The organism is Aeromonas sp. 9A, from assembly GCF_963900955.1.
Taxonomy (GTDB): domain Bacteria; phylum Pseudomonadota; class Gammaproteobacteria; order Enterobacterales; family Aeromonadaceae; genus Aeromonas; species Aeromonas salmonicida.
In genome coordinates this window covers 1-22360 of sequence record NZ_CAWRFG010000001.1, presented here as the reverse complement: position 1 = coordinate 22360, position 22360 = coordinate 1, and the positions used below count along the sequence as shown (strand labels likewise).

Genomic DNA, 22360 nt, shown 5'->3' with positions numbered 1-22360 from the left:
TCCCCTCACCAGATGAGGCTTTTCAGATTCAACTGCTCCAGCATGCTAGCGCTACTCTTCCACTCGAAACTCTGGTTGGCCCCCCCGTAGCACTCCGCCAGCCGGAGCGGTGTGCCGGGCTTGTGGCGACGACCGGCGACATCCAGACACCGATCAACCTTGTGATTGAGCAGACGATCCGCCTGCCACTGCCATTGGCGGCTATCATCCTGACACTCAGCCAGCACGAGTTCGCTTACCCCCTTGGCCACCAGACAGCGCTGCTCAAGCTGCAGGGCGCCGGCATCCCAGTTGAACTGCTGTCGGGTTATCTTTTCACAAGGTTGAGTGATCAGTTGATCCTGGGCATTCAATGCCACACAAAAACCACCGCTGGTCATCAGGGCAGAGGGAGCATCGATGGCCTGCCTGGGGGCTGCGCCCATCAGGATTTCATCCGGCTTGGGTTTGTACGAGCAGCCGCTGAGGGCCACGACAACCAGCGCCAACGTGCTGGCGCGAACTGTATTATGGTGCATATGACATTTTGGCCTGAAAAGTGTTCAATAATGCCCACTTTGCTGTGGGTCTGCGGCCCAGCATACCCGAAGCGGTGACAGGAAAGTGCCAACAGAAGTGTAAACAGACGTGACAAACACAGAGGCGGGGAAGAGAAGAAACGCCGGAAAGCGAAAAACCCCGCCGAAGCGAGGTTTTTCTGAATATGGTCGGTGATAAAGGATTCGAACCTTTGACCCTCTGGTCCCAAACCAGATGCGCTACCGGGCTGCGCTAATCACCGAGACAATTTTTTCACTGCAACACTTTATTCAAAACATCAAGACAACTACTTTCGGTCATCTTCATCATACAGCAAGTATGGTGCGAAGAGAGGGACTCGAACCCTCACACCCGGGGGGCACTAACACCTGAAGCTAGCGCGTCTACCAATTCCGCCACCTTCGCATACCTGACAAGCTGTAAAATGGGGTGGCTGATGGGGCTCGAACCCACGACAACCGGAATCACAATCCGGGACTCTACCAACTGAGCTACAGCCACCACAGCTGTTTTCGTTCCACAACACGCCCGTTTAACCGGCGCACTTTAAATGGTGCGCCCGACAGGATTCGAACCTGTGACCTCTGCCTCCGGAGGGCAGCGCTCTATCCAGCTGAGCTACGGGCGCTACGCTGTCGAACGGGGCGCATTATTGATGATGGGGGCAGGCTTGTCTACACTTTTTTGCTCCCGCCAAATCAACCGCTTGTTTTTCCATCGTTTATGGCGCTTTTTCACCATTTTTGTTTCATTCAGGCTGGATCCAGCTCTGCAACGCTAATTTGTTTCCCCCCTAATGGTGATGCATCCAGTAGTGGAACTTGACTTGCTTCAATGCCCCCCTAAAATGAATGAACGTTCATTCAGCCGTTGTGATAATCGAGTCATGAACAAGAAAGAACGCATTTTCAATGCGGCTCATGAAATACTCGGCGAGCAGGGTTTCCACGGTCTGTCCATTGCCGTGGTAGCCAAGAAAGCCAAGGTGGCGGCGGGCACCATCTACCGTTACTTCAGTGACAAAGATGATCTGATCCGTCAGCTCTATCAACACAGTATCCTCCAGTGTCATCCCCTGGTCATGGAAGGTGTGCAGATAGATGAGGTGTCATTTCAGCAATTTCGGCGTCTGTGGCTCAACATCCACGCTTTTTTTGCCGACGACCCCAACGCACTCAAATGCAAGTTGCAATATGAGTGTTCCCCGTTGGGAGCCGAACTGGAGAAAGACCCGGTCATCATGGCCGCCTGGGCGCCTCTGGATCGCTTCTTCGAACGGGGACGTGAACAGGGTCTGTTTATCGATCTACCCGTCCGGGCACTGCAGGTGCTGAGTCTGGACTGTGTGGGAACTCTGGCGCTACAACGCCAGGTTCATCACTTTGAGCTGACGCAAGAACAGCTGGAAGCCGCGATCCGGGCCAGCTGGAATGCCATTTTAACCCCCAATTTTTCCACCTCAGGAGTCTGTTCATGAAAAAGTGGATGGCCATCATGTTGCTGATAGCGCTCGTCTTGTTTGGCAGCGTCATCGGCTTCAATATGTTCAAACAGAAGAAGATTGCAGAGTTCATGGCCAACCGGCCTGAGCCCGAGTTCCCCGTCACCGCCATGGTGACCAAGTCCCAGGACTGGGTGCCGACCATAGAGGCAATCGGCTTCATCGAGCCGAATCAGGGGGTGACACTGTCCACCGAACTGGCAGGCACAATCGATGCCATCACCTTCGAGTCGGGCAAACCGGTCAAGGCAGAGCAACTGCTGCTGAGCCTGGACTCCAGCGTGGAGAAGGCCAATCTGCAAGCATCCCTGGCCAAGCTGCCGGCGGCGCGAGCCAAGTTCGAGCGTTTCCAGAACCTCTACAAGAAGAGTTCCATCTCCAAGGATCAACTGGATGATGCCGAAGCCAGCTACCGTTCACTGGAAGCGGACATCGACAGCCTGAAGGCAACCATTGCCCGTCGCCAGGTACGTGCCCCCTTCGGTGGCGTGGTCGGTCTGCGTAACGTCTTCCTCGGCCAGTACCTGCAACCGGGTACCGATATAGTGCGGCTGGAAGATACCAGTGTGATGCGCCTGCGCTTCACCGTGCCCCAGACCGATATCTCCAAAATCACTCTGGGCCAGACCGTCAAGATCAATGTGGACTCCTATCCGCAAGTGCAATTTGACGGGCATATCACCGCCATTGAACCCGCAGTCAACTACCAGAGCGGCCTGATCCAGGTACAGGCAGACATCCCGAACAACGGCGGTCAGCTTCGTTCCGGCATGTTCGCCCGCGCCAGCATCATTCTGCCCACGGTAAAAGACCAGGTTGTGATCCCGCAATCCGCCATCTCCTTCACCCTGTATGGCGAGAACGTCTATGTCATTCATGAGGCGGACGGCGTGAAACGGGCCAAGCAGGTAGTGGTCAAGGCGGGTGAGCGTCGCGGCAATGACGTGCATGTGCTGTCCGGCATCAAGGCTGGTGACCAGATAGTGCTGTCGGGTCAGGTTCGCCTGAGCAACGACACCAAGGTACACGTGGTCGAAAACGATGCCCTGGCCGTTCCGGCACAAACCCCGATGCTGTAAGCGCGGAGATCTGCAATGCGATTTACTGACATATTTATAAAACGGCCTGTGCTGGCGATCTCGCTCAGCTTCCTGATCGCCCTGCTGGGCTTTCAGGCCATCTTCAAGATGCAGGTGCGCGAATACCCCGAGGTGACCAATACGGTGATCACGGTCAGCACCAGCTACTATGGCGCCAGTGCGGACCTGATCCAGGGATTCATCACCCAGCCGCTGGAGCAGGCGGTAGCACAAGCCGACAATATCGACTTCATGACCTCCTCCAGTCAGCTGGGCAGCTCCACTGTCACGGCCTTTATGAAGCTGAACACGGACCCCAACGCCGCGCTCTCCGACATACTGGCCAAGGTCAACTCGGTACGCTCCCAGTTGCCGAAAGAGGCGGAAGACCCCTCGGTCACCTCCTCCACCGGCTCGACCACGGCAGTGCTGTATCTTGGCTTCACCAGTCCAGAACTGAGCTCCAGCCAGATCACCGACTATCTGGAACGGGTCATCAAGCCGCAGCTCTTTACCGTGGGCGGTGTGTCCAAGGTTGACCTCTACGGCGGGGTCGAATTTGCCCTGCGGGTATGGCTGGATCCAGCCAAGATGGCAGCCTTCAACCTGACCGCCAGCGACGTGATGACTGTGCTCAACAGCAACAACTATCAGTCAGCCACCGGTCAGGCGACGGGTTACTTCACCCTGTTCAACGGCAATGCCGAGACCCAGGTCAGCGATACCGACGAGCTCAAGCGGCTGGTCGTCGCCACCCGTGACGGCAAGGTGATCCGCCTCTCCGACATCGCCAAGGTGACGCTGGAGAAGAGCCACGACATCTACCGCGCCAGTGCCAACGGTCGCGAAGCCGTGGTCATGGCGGTCAACGCAGCACCGACAGCCAACCCCATCAACATCGCCCACGATGTACTGGAGTTGATGCCGAGCCTGAAGAGCAACATGCCGAGCACCATGCAGACCAATGTGCTGTATGACTCCACCATCGCCATCAACGAGTCCATCCACGAGGTTATCAAAACCATACTGGAAGCGGCTGCCATAGTGCTGGTGGTGATCACCCTGTTCCTTGGCTCCTTCCGTGCCGTCATCATCCCGATTATCACAATACCGCTCAGTCTGATCGGCGTAGTGATGATGATGGATCTGTTCGGTTTCTCCATAAACCTGATGACCCTGCTGGCCATGGTACTGGCCATAGGTCTGGTGGTGGATGACGCCATAGTGGTGCTGGAGAACGTCGATCGGCATATCAAACAGGGAGAGGAACCCTTCCGGGCCGCCATCATAGGGACCCGCGAGATAGCCGTGCCGGTTATCGCCATGACGGTCACCCTGGCGGCTGTGTACGCGCCGATCGCCCTGATGGGCGGCATCACGGGTTCCCTGTTCAAGGAGTTTGCCCTGACCCTGGCGGGGGCGGTATTTGTCTCCGGCATCATAGCCCTGACTCTGTCGCCCATGATGTGCGCCAAGATGCTCAAGGCCAACGAAAAGCCGGGCAAGTTCGAGAGCACGGTTCATCACCTGCTGGAACGGATGACAGACCGCTACGACAGCATGCTGCACGCCGTGATGCAAAAGCGCATCGTGGTCCTGGTGTTTGCCGTCATAGTGTTCGGCAGCCTGCCGCTGCTGTTCAAGTTCATCCCCAGTGAACTGGCTCCGTCAGAGGACAAGGGGGTGATGGCCGTGCTGGGTACGGCACCGTCCAACGCCAACCTGGACTACATCGAAAACACCATGGCGGACGTGAACAAGATCCTGGATGAGCAGCCGGAAATCGCCTACTCCCAGGTCTTCTCCGGTGTGTTCAATGCCAACCAGGCGTTTGGTATCGCCTCCATGGTGCCCTGGAGCCAGCGTGAAGCGAGCCAGAAAGAGGTACTGGACCGGGTTGCCAATCTGGTGAAAGACATCCCCGGCATGGCCATCACCACCTTCCAGTTCCCGGAACTGCCAGGGGCGTCGAGTGGTCTGCCGATCCAGTTCGTCATCACAACGCCGAAGAGCTTCGAAAGCCTGTTCCTGATCGCCGGTGAAATGCTGGCGGCCACCCAGGCCAACGGCCAATTCGTCTATTCGGATCTCGATCTGAACTACGACTCCGCCACCATGAAGATCAAGATCGACAAGGACAAGGCGGGTGCCTACGGCATCACAATGCAGGACATAGGTATCACCATGGGCACCATGATGGCGGACGGTTACGTCAACCGTATCGATCTGGATGGCCGCTCCTATGAGGTGATCCCGCAGGTCGAGCGCAAGTACCGCATGAACCCGGAATCCATCAAGGGTTACTACGTGCGGGCGGCTGACGGTAAATCCATCCCGCTGGGGAGCCTCATCAGTATCGAAGTGGTCGGTGAGCCACGTGCCCTGCCCCACTTCAACCAGCTGAACTCGGCCACCATAGGCGCAGTACCGGCACCGGGCGTGGCCATGGGAGATGCGATCAACTGGTTCAAGGCCACAGCCGAAGAGAAGCTGCCGCAAGGCTATCGCTACGACTTCATGGGTGAAGCCCGCCAGTTCGTGACCGAAGGAAATGCACTCTACGCCACCTTTGCACTGGCACTGGCCATCATCTTCCTGGTGCTGGCAATCCAGTTCGAATCCGTGCGTGACCCCCTTGTCATCATGGTCTCTGTCCCTCTTGCCATCAGTGGCGCCTTGATTGCGTTGGCATGGGGCATGGCCACCATGAACATCTACTCCCAGGTGGGCCTTATCACCCTAGTGGGTCTGATTACCAAGCACGGTATTCTGATCTGCGAAGTGGCGAAGGAAGAGCAGTTGCTGCATGGCATGAACCGGATGGAAGCCGTGATGCAGGCAGCCAAGGTGCGTCTGCGCCCCATACTGATGACCACGGCCGCCATGATTGCGGGTCTGATCCCGCTGCTGTATGCCGCGGGTGCCGGTGCGGCCCAGCGCTTCAGTATCGGTATCGTGATCGTGGCCGGTCTGGCGATCGGCACCATCTTCACCCTGTTCGTGCTGCCGGTGATCTATACCTACCTGGCCTCCGAACACAAACCTCTGCCGGTGTTTGATGAATCCATTCCGCCCAAGGCGAAAGGGAGTCACTGATACTCAAATTGACTGCTCAAGGCCCCGTTTCGGGGCCTTATTTTTATCACGCTAACGAAACACGACATAAGTGCATGAAGCAGTTAAACTAAATGGCAATATATCCAGACCGCAAGGACGCCATGTCAGGACTCTTCTCCAAGACCGCGCAGGCCGTCGGCCGCAACGGACTCTCATACCGACTGCTCTCCTATATTCTGGTGTGCAGTACCGTATTGGCGATGATCATTACGGCGCTTCAGCTTGCCTGGGATTACCGTAAAGATGTCGCTGTCATTGAAAGCAGCATCGGCCAGATCGAAGCTTCCTTCCTGCAGCCCATCGCCGCCAGTTTATGGAATCTGGATGAAGAGCAGGTCAAGGTGCAGATCGAAGGCATCATGAACCTGCCCAACATGCAATTCGTGATGGTCAAGGAGATGCTCGGCAACTCGGAAGTCCCGCTGTTGACACAGGGGGTCGAACGGGAAAGCTACGACATCTCCCGCGAATTCAACCTCACCTATCAGGGTGAAGTGGTTGGCAAGCTCTTCGTCGCAGCCTCCCTTGAGCAGATCTATCAGCGCCTTATCGAAAAGTCCGTGCTGATCCTGGTCAGTCAGACCATCAAGACGCTGGTGGTCTCATTCTGCATCCTGATCATCATTTACTATCTGGTGGTTCGTCATCTCAACCGCATCGCCAACTACGCCCAAAAATTCAATCTGGACAGGTTGGCTGTCGAACTGACGCTGGAAGGCCGCCCTCTGCCCCGCAAGAAACCCGATGAACTGGATACCCTGGTCGCCACCCTCAACCAGATGCGAACACGGCTGAACGATGAGTTTGCGGCGCGCCATCAGGCGGCAGAACAGCTGCAACAGGAGCGGGACTTCTCCGCCACCCTGATCAACTCGGCCAACATGGTCATCTGCTGCATGGAGCCGGATCTCAACATCGCCAGCATAAACCCGGCGGCCATACTGCTGACCGGCTACCACCAGCAGGAAATATTGCAGCACAACTGGCTGGATCTGTTTGTCAGCCAGGAGCAGCGGGAAGAGCTGACCCTGGCCCTGGCCGATCACGGCGCCATCGAGGATAAAGAGGTCATCATGCATGACCAGCAGGGCCATGAGCTGGTGCTGCAGTGGACCTTCGCCCCCTTCTACGAAGGGCCCAACCTCAAGTATCTGATCGGATTCGGTTATGACATCACCCGCCTGAAGAAGGTTGAGCGGGAGATCATTCAGCTCAACGAGCTGCTGGAAGGCAAGGTGGTGGAACGGACCCGTAGCCTGAGCGATGCCAACAATCAACTGGGCAGGGCGTACGACGATCTGAAACAGGCCCAGCAAACCCTGGTGGAATCGGAAAAAATGGCGTCACTCGGTTCCCTGGTGGCCGGGGTCGCCCACGAGATCAACACCCCCATCGGCATCAGCGTCACCGCCTCCTCCTATCTGCAGGAGCGAGTGGCTGACTTCAAGCTGCACATCGACTCCAAACAGCTGTCGCGCTCTTACCTCAATGAGTTCACCGTCAACCTCGATGAATCCATGCAGTTGCTGCAGAGCAACCTGAGACGCGCCTCGGAGCTTATCGCCAGCTTCAAGCAGGTGGCAGTCGATCAGTCATCGGAAGCACGCTACAACTTCAGCCTCGCTGACAACCTGCATCAGGTAGTGGTTTCCCTCGGCCACAAGCTGAAAAAAGCCCAGTGCGAAGTGGATATCCAGTGCGATCCCAAGCTGTCTATCTTCTCTTTCCCCGGCAGCTTTACCCAGATCTATTCCAACCTGATCCTCAACTCCATCAACCATGGTTTTGATAATTGGGACAAGCCCAAGAAGATCACCATCAAGGTGGAACAAGAGGGTGAAGAGCTGCTGATCAACTACAGCGACAACGGCCGCGGCATACCGCCGGAGATATTGCCGCGCATCTTCGACCCCTTTGTCACCTCCAAGCGAGGCCAGGGTGGCAGCGGGCTCGGCACCCACATCATCTACAACCTGGTGGTGCAGTTGCTGAAAGGCCGCATCAGCTGTGCCAGCGAGCCGGGCAATGGCGCCCAGTTCCATATTCGCCTGCCAATCCAACATAACTGAGTGCTGGCTCTTGTGAGCCAGCCGCTTTATCCCCATCATGCTGTGATTGCCTTCTTAATGAGCGGAGAATCTCGCAATGGCACAGCATTTTGACTATATCGCCATCGGCGGCGGCAGTGGCGGTATCGCCTCGGCGAACCGGGCTGCCATGTACGGCAAAAAAGTTGCCCTGATTGAAGCCAAAGAGTTGGGGGGAACCTGCGTCAACGTCGGTTGTGTACCGAAGAAAGCCATGTGGTATGCAGGCCAGATCGCCGATGCCCTGAAATATGGCGCTGATTACGGCTTCGATACCACACTCAATCAATTCAGCTGGGCCAAGCTGGTCGAGTCCCGCCAGGCCTACATAGGCCGCATCCACCAGTCCTATCAGAATGTGCTGGGCAAGAACCAGATCACTGTGATCAAGGGCTTCGCCCGCTTCGTCAGCAGCAACACCATCGAGGTCAATGGTGAACAGTACACTGCCGACCACATACTGATCGCCACCGGTGGCCGCCCTGAAGTACCCACTATTCCCGGCGCCGAACTGGGGATCGACTCTGATGGTTTCTTCGATCTGCAGGCGCAGCCCAAGCGGGTTGCCGTGGTCGGTGCGGGCTACATCGCCGTCGAAATTGCTGGCGTGATGCAGGCCCTCGGCTCCGAAACCCATCTGGTAGTTCGCAAACATGCGCCGCTGCGTAACTTCGATCCCATGATCCACGAGACCTTGGTGGAGATCATGGCGCAAGAAGGGCCCAAACTGCACACCCATGCCATTCCCAAGGCGGTGGTCAAAAACGCCGATGACAGCCTGACACTGCAGCTGGAAGATGGTCGCCACCTCACGGTCGACTGCCTGATCTGGGCCATTGGCCGCACGCCGGCCACCGACAATCTCAACCTGACAGCAGCCGGCATCGAACTGGACGACAAGGGTTTTATCCCGACCGACAAGTTCCAGAGCACCGCCGTCGCCAACGTCTATGCGGTGGGTGACAACACCGGCCGCATCCAGCTCACCCCGGTGGCCGTCGCGGCGGGCCGTCGTCTCTCCGAGCGGCTGTTCAACAACAAGCCGAACGAGCACCTCAACTACGATCTGGTGCCGACAGTGGTGTTCAGCCACCCGCCCATTGGCACCATAGGCCTGACCGAACCGGAAGCCATCGCCGAATACGGTGAAGATCAGGTGAAGATCTACCGCAGCCAGTTCACCGCCATGTACTCGGCGCTGACCCAGTATCGCCAGCCCACCCGGATGAAGCTGGTCTGTGTCGGGCCGGAAGAAAAAGTGGTCGGTCTGCACGGCATCGGCTTTGCCATGGACGAGATCCTGCAAGGCTTCGGTGTCGCCATGAAGATGGGTGCCACCAAGGCAGACTTTGACAACTGTGTCGCTATCCATCCAACCAGCGCGGAAGAGTTTGTGACCATGCGATAAGCACGTTTGAAGCTGGCCAGTCACTATCAGGCCCGCTTCAACAACTGCGTTCCCACTCTTCATCCCACCAGCGCGGAAGAGCTCGTGACAATGTGATAAGCACGTCGAAGCCGGCCTGATTACCATCAGACCGGCTTCGACAACTGCTTTCCTCCCCTCCTCCCGACTGCATGGCAGAGTGGGCCACCACACGCCAACCACTTCCTGTAGCAGCGCTATCGCCACACGGCGAGGTTAGACCACGGTCTGCGCATCAGTACCGCCATCACACTACGGCTCTTACGCTGTGGGCTGTCAGGCTGGATGGTATGACGAGTGTATCTCCTCGCATTGCATTCAAGTCCAATCTGGCGGATTGAGGTGTTCAGGCTTGCGGCTGATATCGTTCGGCCGCATGGGCTTGACGAAGATCCGACATCAGCCCTTGACGTGCCTCATCCAGAGCTATCCAGCGTTCGGCGACATGAAGCGGCGGAATCGTCACCAACTCGCGGCGATCGAACCCGACCAGTGCGGCATCAACCAGCTCACCCACCTCCATCACCTCGGGGAGAGTGTTGACATCCACACCAGCATGCGCCCAGATTTCGGTGCGGGTTGTGGCCGGTAACACTGCTTGCACGTAGACCCCTTGGGGTGACAGTTCATGAGCCAGTCCCTGCGACAAAAACAGCACGTAGGCTTTGGTCGCACCATAGAGCGACATCCCGAACTCAGGTGCAAAGCCCACCACAGAACCAATGTTGACGATGCTCCCCGTGCCGGATTGCGCAAGGCGCGGTGCGATCGCTGCGGCGAGCCGCGTCAATGCGGTTATGTTCAGTGCGATCTGGGATTCGATGGCCTCGGGAGATTGATCCAGAAAATGCCCGGATTGCGGCATGCCTGCATTGTTAATGAGGATGCCGATACGTGCGTCATGCCGCAGGCGAGTTTCCAGTGCCGGCAGCTCTGCCGAATTGGTCAGGTCAGCCTGCAGCACCTCAACGGCTATCTGGTGTTGCTCACGCAGGTGCATGGCCAGCGCATCCAGGCGCGACTTGTTGCGTGCAACAAGAACAAGATCGTGGCCGCGACGAGCAAAACGTTCGGCATAGGTGGCACCGATACCGCTGGAGGCGCCGGTGATAAAGACGGTCGGAAGTGTGGTCATGTTATTTCCTTGATATAGGTGGCGTGGGTGAACGAGCCAATGCGGCCGTGATCACGGCTTGATGCTGACGACGACCTTGCCCCTGGCGTGCCCCTTGGCGAGGTACTCCAGCGCTTCTTTGGCTTGGTCGAACGGGAATACCTTGTCGATGACCGGCTTGATGCGTTGAGCATCGAGCAGCTCGCCGATTTCAGTGAGTTGGTCGCCATCGGGACGCACAAACAGGAACGAGTAGGCGACGTTCCGCTTTTTCGCCCGCGACCTGATTTTTCGGCTCATCAGCCCGAACAGGAGGCGGAGCAATATGTTCAGCCCCCGGGCCCGAGCGAAGGCAGCATCCAGCGGGCCGGTGAGGGAGATAATCTTGCTGCCCGGTTTGAGGATATCGATGGCTTTTTCGATCGCATCTCCCCTGACGGTCCCCAGCACGGCGTCGTAGCCGTGCAATCGGTGCTCGAATGCCTGTTGCTTGTAATCGACCACCTCATCGGCTCCCAGCTCGCGCACCAGTTCGATGTTGCCGCTACTGACGGTGGTGCCCACCTTGGCACCCAGCAGCTTGGCAAGCTGGATAGCAAAGGTGCCGATGCCACCGGATCCGGCAGGGATAAACACCTTTTGGCCAGCCTGCAGATTGGCGCGCTCCTTCAGCGCTTGCCATGAGGTGAGCCCGACCATCGGGATCGAGGCGGCTTGCACGAAATCCAGATTGGCGGGTTTCAACGCCGCTGCGCGCTCAGGTACCACCGCAAATTCGGCCAGCGATCCGGTTCCGAGATCGAAAATACTGGCGAAGACAGCATCGCCCGGTTTGAAACGGGTCACCTGACTGCCAACCTCGGTCACGACACCGGCCAGATCGCTGCCCAATGTGGCGGGAAGCTGAAAATGGAGCACCGGTTTGAACATGCCGGTCGGAATCATGTTGTCGATCGGGTTCAGGCCGGCGGCATAAACCTGAACCAGCATTTCGTCCGCCTTCAGCGCGGGACGCGGGATATCCGTGAGCCCAATCTCCGGCGACTTGCCGTAGCGTTTGAATGTGAGTGCTTTCATGGTTCGGTCATTCATCCTTGGCTGTGCATCGGGGTCAGGTCTGCGTCATCCGCGAGGAAGGCCAGCACCTCGGGCACAAAGGCCCGATAGTGCTGAAAAATGCCACCGTGCCCCGAGTCGGGGTAAATCGTCAGTCGGGCATTCGGCAGCCGGCGAGCCATGTCCGCTGACAGTCTGCTATCGACCATCAGGTCGTGGTCACCATTGGCCACGAACACCGGTTGCGTGATGACCGAGAGATCATCCGGCACACTCAATCCCGCACTCCGGATCGCCTTGAGCTGGGCATATCTGGCCTGCAGGGAGATGGGCTGGTCACGGTCAGTCGTGCGCGCTTTCAGGCGAGAGAAGTACTCTTTTGCCGCGCGCTTGCCATCCGGTGTGCGGGGAAAGAACAGGAAGTGCCGCGGATCGTTCAGCGTCAATGCCGCTTTGAGGTAGGCGGTAGCGGCAATCTTGTTGATCTCGTCGATACCACCACCTCCCCGCGGCCCGGTTCCGGCAAGCACAATCCGGCGCACCAGATCCGGCGCCTGCAACGCCACCATTTGCGCCACACCACCACCTAACGAAAACCCGAGCAGATCGACCTGCGACAATCCCATGGCGCGAATAAAGGCGATGGCATCACGTCCCATCTCCTCAATGGTATGTGGCACCGATCCCCCCGAGGCGCCGACGCCGCGATTATCGAAAGCGATAACCCGGCGCTTCGCCGCGATGCCGTCGATAACACCGGGATCCCAGTCATCGAGTACTGCCATCAGATGGTGCAAAAAGATCACCGGCACACCGGTGTCGGGGCCCAGCGCCCGAAAGGCAAAAGATGTTCCGTTCACATCAAGGGTACGGGTCGGCACATCTTTCCAATGCATATGCCCTGTCTGACGAACTGTGCTCACCGGGCTGTGACCTTCAGATCTCCCGGTTATCAAGGCGATCCCCATCTTCTTTGTAACCATGTCCGAGAGCTCCGTGTTGGGTGGATTATTTGTGGTTGCAGTGTTACTATCAAATTGATATCAACTTACTATCAATTCACAACCAAGTCACTATCAAAATAGTATGAACATAAAAAAAAGTTACGATACCCCATGCCCAATCGCGCGCAGCATGGCGATTGCTGGTGATGCATGGAGCATATTGATCCTGCGCGATGCCCATGCCGGTCTCACTCGCTTTGACCAATTCCGGAAAAGTCTGGGAATAGCACCCACGATGTTGACCCGCCGACTGGCGACGTTGACCGAAGAGGGCTTGCTGGAAAAAAGGCTTTATTCTGAACATCCACCCCGTGAGGAGTATCTGCTGACCGCCGCCGGTCGCGATTTTCTACCGATACTCTTCATGATTGGTGAGTGGGGTCGCCAATATCGGGGCGACGACAACATGATCCGTTTCTTCGATATGGAGGCCGGCACAGAAATCAAGGCCATAGTGGTCGATGAAGTGACCGGGGCAAAGATTGGGACCCGCCCGCTGCGCGTGGTGATGCCTGATGAAAACTGACAGCTGATTTGGCAATCGCATCGTCTTTCAACCAAACCCGGCCCAGGCCGGGTTTTTTCATGTCCTTCCTTCCGTAGCCCAGTAAAACCCTCGCTTTTTACGCCGATTTTACGCCCGCCCCATGCCGCTTTATGGCGCCTTTACGCCTGTTTTACATACCCTTTCAGCGTCAACTACACCAACGGAGTCGATGCGGTTTTACATCGACTCTTGCAGCTAATTATTTCAATGGAGTCGATATGAATTGGCTATATCTGCTGCTGGTCCTCGCCCTGATGGGTTATCTGTTGCGCGCGTTAACGCGCAGCCACGAGTGAGGGATCTGATATGTGGCAAGAAGTGATCTATCCGGTAGCCTTTGTGCTGCTGGTCCTGCTGCCAGCCCCCCTGCTTGGCAGCTATATATATCGGGTGTTTGAAGGCAAGAGCCGCTGGCTGTCGCCGATCGAGCGCGCCACCCTGGCCTGCTGCGGCACGGACGGACGGGAGCAGGATTGGAAGTCCTACGCCCTCAGCCTGCTGGCCTTCAACGGTGCCGGTTTCGGTCTGCTGTTCCTGATCCTGATGGCACAAGGCCTGCTTCCCCTCAACCCACAGCAATTGCCAGGGCTGAACTGGGAACTGGCCTTCAACACAGCGGTCAGCTTTATGACCAATACCAACTGGCAAGCCTATTCCGGTGAGGCCAGCCTCTCCTACTTCAGCCAGATGGTGGGGCTTACCACCCAGAACTTCGTCTCCGCCGGTACCGGTGCGACCGTCGCCGTCGCCCTGTTCCGCGGCATCTCCCGCCAGCAGACCATACACCTTGGCAACTTCTGGCAGGACCTGGTGCGCTTCTGCCTCTATGTGCTGCTGCCACTGGCGCTGATCATGGCACTGCTGCTGGTGTGGCAGGGTGTGCCCCAGAGCCTGTCTGCCTATCTGCCGTTCCACAGTCTGGAAGGTCAGGAGCAACTGCTGCCACTGGGCCCCGCTGCCTCGCAAATCGCCATCAAGCAGCTCGGTTCCAACGGTGGTGGCTTCTTCGGTGTCAACTCTGCTCATCCGTTCGAGAACCCGACAGCCCTCTCCAACTGGCTGGAGATGGTTGCCCTGCTGACCCTTCCCGCCGCGCTGGTCTGCACACTGGGCCGTTACGTGAAGGACACGGGCCACGGCCGCGCCATCCTCACCGCCATGGCGTTGCTGTTCATACTGGGGCTCAGTCTCTCTGTTACTCAGGAGATGAAGCCAGACCCGAACCTGACTCACCTCACAACTCAGATGGGCAACTGGGAAGGCAAGGAGAGCCGGTTCGGCCCTGTGCTCTCCAGCATTTGGGAAGTCGCCACCACAGCCGCCTCCAACGGGTCGGTCAACGCCATGCATGACAGCTTCACCCCCCTCGGCGGTATGGTCGGCATGTTCAACATGTTGCTCGGTGAAGTGGTCTTTGGCGGTGTGGGTGCCGGTATCTACGGCATGATGCTGTTCGTGCTGCTGACCGTGTTCCTCTGCGGCCTGATGGTGGGACGCACCCCGACCTATCTGGGCAAGCGCCTCGGTATCACTGAGATGAAATGGGTTGTCGCCAGCATGCTGGTGATGCCAGTCGGGGTATTGGTGATCGGCGGGGTGACGCTGCTGATGCCGGATGCCAGCACCATCATAGGTCATGAAGGCCCCCACGGGCTGTCACGGCTGATCTATGCCTATGCCTCGGCCACGGGTAACAACGGCTCCGCCTTTGCTGGTCTCGCAGCCGCCGATAGCTGGCAATGCATCGCCATCGGCCTGGCCATGCTGCTCGGGCGCTTCGGTTACATCATCCCTGTGCTGGCCATCGCAGGTCAGCTCGCCCGCGCCCCGCGCCAGGAGACGGGTGAGAGTGACTTCCCGATCCGCGGCCCGCTGTTCATTACCTTGCTGATCATCACAGTACTGCTGATAGGTGGCCTTTCCTTCCTGCCTGTACTGGCGCTGGGACCGGTAGCCGAGCATCTGAGCCTGATGCTGGGAGCGTTCTGATGAACGACGCCAGCGCGATCACATCACAGATGCCAATGGTCAACTATTTGATACTGGGAGCTTTTCAATGAGCAAGTCCATATCCATCACAACCCATACCGACAAGGTGAAGGGTAAAAAGCAACGCTCGCAAATCGTGCAGGCCATGGCCGAAGCGCTTTACCGCTTCAATCCCAAGGCACTGTTTGGCAGCCCTATTCTGTTCACGCTCTGGCTGGCTGCCGTCATGGCAACCGTGGAGTCCCTGCTGGGGCAGCCCTTGTCTGGGGTCGCCCCCAGTCTGGCCTGGCAACTGACCGCCTGGCTGTGGCTGACCCTCTGGTTTGCCAACTTCGCAGAGACCCTGGCCGAAGGTCGTGGCAAGGCGAGAGCCGACAGTCTGAAGGCGGGCATGAGCCAGCTCAAGGCACGTCGGGTGACCGATGCCAAAGATGGTCAGGGCGAATGGGTGCCTGCCACCAGCCTGCTGAAAGGCGACCTGGTGCTGGTACGCAGCGGCGAGATGATCCCGGCCGATGGTGCAGTGGTCGCCGGTATCGCCTCGGTCAACGAAGCCGCCATCACGGGGGAATCAGCCCCCGTCATCCGCGAATCCGGCACCGACCGCAGTGGCGTGACGGGCAACACCACTGTGGTCTCTGACGAGATCTGGGTACGCGTCAGCAACAATCCGGGTGAAAGTACGCTGGATCGGATGATAGCCCTGGTCGAAGGAGCCAAGCGCCAGAAGACCCCGAACGAGATGGCGCTCGACGCCCTGCTGGTGGGTCTGACCCTGATCTTCCTGCTGGTGGTGGCGACCCTGCCCTGGTTCCTCAACTACAACGGCACCCAGGTACCCAGGCTCTATCTGATCGCCCTCTTCATCACTCTGATACCGACCACCATAGGCGGTCTGCTCTCCGCCATCGGGATCGCCGGTATGGACCGGCTGGTGAAGCTGAACGTGATAGCCAAATCAGGCCGTGCCGTGGAGGCCGCCGGTGACGTGCGCACCCTGTTGCTGGACAAGACAGGCACCATCACCTTCGGTAACCGCATGGCAGACGAGCTGATCCCGGCACCTGGGGTGGATCCCTCACTGCTTGCCCAAGCGGCCATGCTGGCCTCCCTTGGCGACAATACGCCGGAGGGCAAGTCCATCCTGACCCTGGCGGGCAAGAGCATGGCCAAGCCGAGCCAGCTGGAGAGCGACAAGGTGATCCCCTTCAGTGCCGAGACCCGCCTGAGCGGTCTGGATCGCAACGGTCACCAATATCGCAAGGGGGCTGTGGATGCTGTGCTCAACTACCTCTCTCTCGACCGCAAGGCAGTGCCAGAGGTAATCCTCAAGTTGGTGGATCACATAGCTCGCCAGGGCGGCACGCCGCTGCTGGTCTGCACCCACGAGAAACTGCTGGGAGTCGTGTTCCTCAAGGACATCATCAAGCCAGGCATCAAGGCCCGCTTCCAGATCCTGCGTCACATGGGGATCCGCACCGTGATGATCACAGGTGACAACCCGCTGACCGCCGCCGCCATCGCTGCCGAAGCCGGGGTGGATGACTTTATCGCAGAAGCAACGCCGGAGAAGAAGCTGGCTTATATCCGCCAGGAGCAGGCGGACGGACGTCTGGTGGCAATGTGTGGTGACGGTGCCAATGATGCGCCCGCGCTGGCACAGGCTGACGTGGGTCTGGCCATGAACGAGGGTACCCAGGCCGCCAAGGAGGCGGGCAACCTGGTGGATCTCGACTCCAACCCCACCAAGCTGCTGGACGTGGTACTGGTCGGCAAGCAGTTGCTGGTGACCCGGGGAGCATTGACAACCTTCTCCATCGCCAACGACGTGGCCAAGTACTTTGCCATACTGCCGGCCCTGTTCATCGCTGCCTATCCGCAACTGGGTGCGCTGAACCTGATGCAGCTGGGTAGCCCCGAAAGCGCCATCTTGTCGGCCATCATCTTCAACGCCTTGATCATAGTGGCGCTGGTACCGCTGGCCCTGCGCGGTGTCGATCTGAAAGGTTCGGCTGCCAGCCTGCTGCGCCGCAACCTGATGATCTACGGTGTCGGTGGTCTGTTGGTGCCCTTTATCGGCATCAAGCTGATCGACCTGGTCATTACCGGCCTGGGCTTAGTGTAGGAACAAGGGCGCAACACGCTGAATCCATGGCGTCCATGGCCTGCTGGTGCACCCGATTAATCGGCATCAAGCTGATCGACCTGGTCATTACCGGCCTGGGCTTGGTGTAGGAACAAGGGCGCAACGCGCTGAATCCATGGCGTCCATGGCCTGCTGGTGCACCCACTAATCGGCATCAAGCCGATCGACCTAGTTATCACAGGCCTGGGCTTGGTGTAGGAACAAGGGCACAAGGCGCTGAATCCATGGCGTCCATGGCCTGCTGGTGCACCCACTAATCGGCATCAAGCCGATCGACCTAGTTATCACAGGCCTGGGCTTGGTGTAGGAACAAGGGCACAAGGCGCTGAATCCATGGCGTCCATGGCCTGCTGGTGCACCCGATTAATCGGCATCAAGCCGATCGACCTGGTCATTACCGGCCTGGGTCTGGTGTAACAACATAGCGGGGTGCAAGCCAGGCTTGCATCCCATCAACCTGTTTGGAGCAAGAAAATCATGATCGCAATCAGAACCCTGCTGACCCTGACCCTGTTGCTGGGCGTCGGTTATCCCCTGGCAGTGACAGGTGTGGCCCAGTTGCTGTTTCCCTGGCAGGCCAATGGCAGCCAGTTGACCAACAAGAAGCAAGAGTTTGTCGGCAGCGCCCTGCTGGCGCAGAAATTCGAGCGGGCCGAGTACTTTCATTCCCGTCCTTCCGCCAGTGACTTCACCACCATAGGTGGCGGCGGCAGCAATCTGGGGGTCAGCTCACCATTGCGTAGCGAGTTCGCCAAGGCACAGGGTGATGTCCAGTCACCCGCCATGCTGACCCGCTCCGGCTCGGGCCTCGATCCCCATCTGCCGGTGGATGCCGTGCTAGCTCAGGTGAACAGAGTGGCCAAGCAGCGAGGGCTGGATCCCGCCTTGCTGACGGAGCAGGTCAAGTCGGCGACACAAGCTGGTATCCTTGGCCCGCAAGTGGTCAATATCCTCCAGCTGAATCTGTTGCTCGATCAGGGCAAGGATGCCTGATGGCGGCAAAGTCCGGCACATACGGCTGGCGATGACCCACATTTTCGAACTGAGCCAGCGGTTGCTCGATAAGGACAATAATGCGTGATGAGGTAAAGGCGGCAAGTCTGGAGCGGGAGCACCGGGATGCGTGATGAGGCAAGGGCCGACGCCTTGCTGGCGAGCCTGGAGCAAGAACACAAGGGCAAGCTGAAGGTATTCCTCGGTGCCGCACCCGGCGTAGGCAAGACCTACGCCATGCTGCAGGCAGTGCGTGAGCAGGCAAGAGAGGGGGTCGATATCCTGATCGGCGTGGTGGAAACCCACGGCCGTCAGGAGACTCTGGCCCTGCTCGACAAACTTGCCATCCAGCCGCGCAAACTCCATCTCCACCGCCAGCAACGTCTGGAGGAGATGGATCTGGATGCGCTGCTTGCACGCAAACCCGCCATAGTGGTGGTGGATGAGCTGGCCCACAGCAACGCCCCCGGCAGCCGCCACGAGAAACGCTGGCAGGATGTGGAGGAGCTGCTCGGTGCCGGCATCGACGTCTACTCCACCCTCAATGTGCAACACCTCGAGAGCCTCAACGATCTGGTGTGGCAACTGACCGGTGTCAGGGTCAAGGAGACCCTGCCCGATCAGGTGCTGCTGGAGGCCGACAGCATAGTGCTGATCGACCTGCCCCCCAAGGAGTTGCTCGGCCGGCTCAAGGAGGGCAAGGTCTATGTGCCCCATCAGGCCAAGGCCGCCCTGCAGTCCTTCTTCTCCCTCAACAACCTGACTGCCCTGCGCGAGCTGGCGATGCAGACCGCCGCCAGCCACGTGGAGGGGGACCTGCAACTGCAGTGGCAAGCCGCAGGCAAGACAACGCTGCCGTTGCGAGGCAAGCTGATGGTTTGCCTCGGCGATCAGCACGGCTCTGCACTGGTGCGCTACGGCCACCGTTTCGCCCAGCGCCGCCAGCTGCCCTGGCTGGTGGTCCACATCGACAGCAAGGGACAACGCTCCGCCGAGCTGGAGCAAGCACTAGCGCTGGCCTCCCACCTCGGGGCCAAGGTGTTGACTCTCTCCAGCCCGGCGGTAGCCAGTACCCTGCTGGAAACGGCCGAGCAGCAACAGGTCTCACAACTGCTGCTCGGCAAACCCCACAAGGCCCCCTGGCGCCGCTCCCTGGTGCAACACCTGCTCAAGCAGGCACAAGGGCTCGAAATCACGCTGGTGGATACCGAGAAGCGCAAACCCGGCATAGGATTGCAGCCGCTTCACCCCAAGGACATTCGCCAGAGTCTGCTGGCAGTAACCATAATGGGGCTGACATCGGCTGCCGCCTGGGGACTCTCTCACTGGCTGCCCCCAGCCTCCCTGCCGCTGCTGTTCGTATTGGGGGTGCTGGCGACGGCACTCACCACCAGCCTGGTGCCCGCCATTCTGGCGGCCGTGCTGGGGTTCGTCGGCCACAATCTGCTGTTCACCGCTCCCTACTTCTCCCTCAGCGTGGCCAGTCACAGTGATCTGCTCACCCTGTTCGTGCTGCTCATCGTCGGCATGACGGCGGGGCGGCTCGCCTCCCGCCAGCGCCAACAGCTGGTGGGCTTGCGCGAAACCCAGCAGCTCGGCAACGCCCTGCTGTCGCTGAGCCAGGGGCTGGCCACTGCCAGCAGCCCGGAAGAGGTGCTCAGGCAAGGCACCCAGGCCATCTCGCTGGCCCTGGCCCAACCCGTCTTTGCCCTCGATCAGGACTATCAGCACAGGGCGGGCTCGGCCCAACACAATCCGGGCCAGACCGACAAGGCGGCCATCGACTGGTGTCTGGCCCAGAAGCAGAGCGCCGGTGCCCACACAGCCACCCTCAATGCAGCCGAAGCCCAATATCACCATCTTACCGATGAGCTGATCCTCGGCATTCGACTGTCCAACCCTCTCGCCTCTTCAGCCGAGCATCAGCTGCAAGCCCTGCTCACCGACATCCGCGCGGCTCTGGCACGGATCGATCTCAACGAACGGTTGGCCGACAGCCAGTTGCAGGCAGAGACGGATCGGATGCGCGCCGCCCTGCTCTCGTCTGTCTCTCACGACCTGAAAACCCCGCTCGCCACCATAATGGGGGCTGGCAGCACCCTGCTGGAGTACGGTGACAGGATCAGCCCGGAGGATCGCAGCGAACTGCTCCATTCGGTGCAGGACGAGGCCCGTCGCCTGCACAGCTATGTGCAGAACCTGCTGGACATGACCCGCATCGGTTCACCCGACTTCCAGCTGAAACGCGACTGGGTCGACCTGGCCGATCTGGTGGAGAGTGCCCGCAAGCGGCTGGAGTCTTCCTGGCGTCAGCACAAGCTGCTGGTGCACTTCGATCAGCAGATCCCCCAGCTTTATGTGCACGGTGCCCTTATCGAGCAGGTGCTGGTCAATATCCTCGACAATGCCTCCCGCTACTCACCGGCCGGCACCCCCATAGAGTTCAAGGTGATGCTGGCGGATCCGGACCTCATCCTCGACATCATAGATATCGGGGTCGGCATCGCCGAGTCGGACCGGGACAAGATCTTCAATCTGTTCTACACCCAGCCTGTCGGCGATTGCGGCAGTCGAGGCACCGGGCTTGGCCTCGCCATTTCTCGCGCTATGATAGAGGCCCATGGCGGCCGTATCTGGGCATTCTCCGGTCCCAATGGCAACGGCACCTGCATGCGCATCTCGCTGCCGCTTGCCCTCAACGCACCTGAGGTATAATGGCCCGCATATGGCTCACAGCGATGGCAGAGAGTGCTATTCCCCCTCTCCTCAGCCCTCCCCCAATGTTCGCCTCAGGAGACTAGATGGCTCACATATTGGTCATAGATGATGAAGCGGCGATTCGCCGCTTTCTGCGTATCAGCCTGATTGCCGAAGGGCATCAGGTCAGCGAGGCGGTAGGGGTCAACGAAGGGCTGGAGCTGTATCGCCATCTCAATCCCGATCTGGTGATCCTGGATCTCGGCCTGCCGGATGGGGATGGCATTCAGATACTGCAAGCCATTCGCGAGCACCACCAGAATCCGGTACTGGTACTGTCGGCGCGGGATTCGGAACAGGAGAAGGTGCGACTGCTGGATGCCGGCGCCAACGACTATATGAGCAAGCCGTTCGGCATTGGGGAGATGATGGCCCGCATCCGGGTATTGCTGCGCCAGCGGGCCGGCGTCAGCAGCGGCGAACGCCGTCACTTTCCTCAATGTGGCCTGACCCTGGACTCCAGCAGCCACAAGGTGAGCTTGCATGATGAGGAGATCCCCCTGTCTCGCAAGGAGTTCGCCCTGCTGCAAGCGCTGGTGTGCCACCCGGGCAAGCTGGTGATGCAGACCCAGCTGCTCAACGACATCTGGGGACCGAGCCACAAGGAAGATACCCACTACTTGCGTATCGTCATCGCCAGTCTGCGCAAGAAGCTGGGGGATAATCCCCAACAACCCAGCCTGATCGAAACCGAATCCGGCATCGGCTACCGCTTTATCGGCAGCTGATGTTTCACGTGGAACGCCGTCCGCTGCACAGTACGGCCAAGAGGCCACAGCCAAAGAGCAGCATGCCCAGATCCTGCAAACCGGCCGCCAGTGCCAACCCCAGACTGAGCAACAGGTAGTAGGCCAGCCCGAACAGAGCACCCGCGCTGCCTGCCACCTCCCGATAAGTCAGCAAGGCCTGACTGAGCACATTGGGAATGGCGATACCAAAGGCCACGACCCCCCCCATCATGGGCAACAGGAACCAGAGCGAATCCTGACTCGCCCACACAGCCC

At 58.8% G+C, this 22360-nt stretch carries 15 protein-coding genes, 4 tRNA genes and 1 pseudogene; 11 read left to right on the top strand and 9 right to left on the bottom strand.

What is annotated here, in order from left to right; all coding sequences use genetic code 11:
* Positions 1-5 precede the first annotated feature (5 nt).
* The 5 genes from AACX78_RS00100 to AACX78_RS00080 form a co-directional block, all read right to left on the bottom strand.
* A complete protein-coding gene (locus tag AACX78_RS00100) occupies positions 6-518 on the bottom strand; it encodes an RICIN domain-containing protein (protein WP_059112355.1) in 513 nt (170 codons plus the stop codon).
* A gap of 186 nt (positions 519-704) precedes the next feature.
* Positions 705-781, bottom strand: a tRNA-Pro gene (locus tag AACX78_RS00095).
* A 78-nt stretch (positions 782-859) separates the two neighbouring features.
* Positions 860-945: transfer RNA gene (locus AACX78_RS00090), tRNA-Leu, on the bottom strand.
* 20 nt (positions 946-965) lie between these two features.
* Positions 966-1041, bottom strand: a tRNA-His gene (locus AACX78_RS00085).
* A gap of 50 nt (positions 1042-1091) precedes the next feature.
* Positions 1092-1168: transfer RNA gene (locus tag AACX78_RS00080), tRNA-Arg, on the bottom strand.
* Between the two features lie 258 nt (positions 1169-1426).
* Here AACX78_RS00080 and AACX78_RS00075 point away from each other — a divergent pair.
* The 5 genes from AACX78_RS00075 to gorA all read left to right on the top strand — a co-directional run bounded on the left by AACX78_RS00075 (position 1427) and on the right by gorA (position 9732).
* Positions 1427-2017: a TetR/AcrR family transcriptional regulator gene (locus AACX78_RS00075; RefSeq protein ID WP_181455296.1), complete on the top strand. Its 591-nt coding sequence runs from the start codon at positions 1427-1429 to the stop codon at positions 2015-2017.
* Entirely contained in the window at positions 2014-3120 is a 1107-nt protein-coding gene (locus AACX78_RS00070) for an efflux RND transporter periplasmic adaptor subunit (RefSeq protein ID WP_111588822.1), read from the top strand. Before AACX78_RS00075 ends, AACX78_RS00070 begins: the two co-directional genes overlap by 4 nt.
* 15 nt (positions 3121-3135) lie before the next feature.
* Complete coding sequence (locus AACX78_RS00065; RefSeq protein WP_021139869.1) at positions 3136-6216, top strand: multidrug efflux RND transporter permease subunit; 3081 nt, start codon at positions 3136-3138, stop codon at positions 6214-6216.
* A gap of 92 nt (positions 6217-6308) precedes the next feature.
* Positions 6309-8306 carry an ATP-binding protein gene (locus AACX78_RS00060; RefSeq protein ID WP_159165050.1) on the top strand — a complete coding sequence of 666 codons (1998 nt, stop codon included), beginning with the start codon at positions 6309-6311 and terminating at the stop codon, positions 8304-8306.
* Positions 8307-8382: 76 nt separating this feature from the next.
* On the top strand, positions 8383-9732 hold the full coding sequence (gorA, locus tag AACX78_RS00055; RefSeq protein WP_159165049.1) for a glutathione-disulfide reductase: 1350 nt from the start codon (positions 8383-8385) through the stop codon (positions 9730-9732).
* 364 nt (positions 9733-10096) lie between these two features.
* Here the strand turns inward: gorA and AACX78_RS00050 are convergent, their stop codons facing one another.
* From AACX78_RS00050 to AACX78_RS00040, 3 genes are read right to left on the bottom strand one after another with little or no spacing between them, the layout of a single operon-like run.
* On the bottom strand, positions 10097-10885 hold the full coding sequence (locus AACX78_RS00050) for an SDR family NAD(P)-dependent oxidoreductase (protein WP_159165048.1): 789 nt from the start codon (positions 10883-10885) through the stop codon (positions 10097-10099).
* Between the two features lie 51 nt (positions 10886-10936).
* Positions 10937-11941 (bottom strand): NADP-dependent oxidoreductase, encoded by a 1005-nt coding sequence (locus AACX78_RS00045; protein WP_159165047.1) that lies wholly within the window; start codon positions 11939-11941, stop codon positions 10937-10939.
* Positions 11942-11952: 11 nt separating this feature from the next.
* Positions 11953-12903, bottom strand: a complete 951-nt coding sequence (locus AACX78_RS00040) for an alpha/beta fold hydrolase (protein ID WP_236556272.1) — start codon at positions 12901-12903, stop codon at positions 11953-11955.
* Between the two features lie 103 nt (positions 12904-13006).
* Between AACX78_RS00040 and AACX78_RS00035 the strand changes: the two genes are divergently transcribed.
* The 6 genes from AACX78_RS00035 to AACX78_RS00010 all read left to right on the top strand — a co-directional run bounded on the left by AACX78_RS00035 (position 13007) and on the right by AACX78_RS00010 (position 22084).
* Positions 13007-13450, top strand: coding sequence for a winged helix-turn-helix transcriptional regulator (locus AACX78_RS00035; RefSeq protein ID WP_159165046.1), 444 nt, complete (start codon positions 13007-13009; stop codon positions 13448-13450).
* Between the two features lie 327 nt (positions 13451-13777).
* Complete coding sequence (gene kdpA, locus AACX78_RS00030) at positions 13778-15460, top strand: potassium-transporting ATPase subunit KdpA (protein ID WP_159165045.1); 1683 nt, start codon at positions 13778-13780, stop codon at positions 15458-15460.
* A gap of 67 nt (positions 15461-15527) precedes the next feature.
* On the top strand, positions 15528-17585 hold the full coding sequence (kdpB, locus tag AACX78_RS00025; RefSeq protein ID WP_159165044.1) for a potassium-transporting ATPase subunit KdpB: 2058 nt from the start codon (positions 15528-15530) through the stop codon (positions 17583-17585).
* A gap of 498 nt (positions 17586-18083) precedes the next feature.
* The gene (locus AACX78_RS00020) at positions 18084-18599 is read left to right on the top strand and encodes a potassium-transporting ATPase subunit C (RefSeq protein WP_021139875.1); all 516 of its coding nucleotides are present in this window, start codon (positions 18084-18086) and stop codon (positions 18597-18599) included.
* 126 nt (positions 18600-18725) lie between these two features.
* Positions 18726-21314: a sensor histidine kinase gene (locus AACX78_RS00015; RefSeq protein WP_005319500.1), complete on the top strand. Its 2589-nt coding sequence runs from the start codon at positions 18726-18728 to the stop codon at positions 21312-21314.
* An 86-nt stretch (positions 21315-21400) separates the two neighbouring features.
* Positions 21401-22084, top strand: a complete 684-nt coding sequence (locus AACX78_RS00010) for a response regulator (protein WP_159165043.1) — start codon at positions 21401-21403, stop codon at positions 22082-22084.
* A 4-nt stretch (positions 22085-22088) separates the two neighbouring features.
* Here AACX78_RS00010 and AACX78_RS00005 read toward each other — a convergent pair.
* Positions 22089-22360 (bottom strand): annotated as a pseudogene (locus tag AACX78_RS00005) (MFS transporter); the annotation flags it as partial.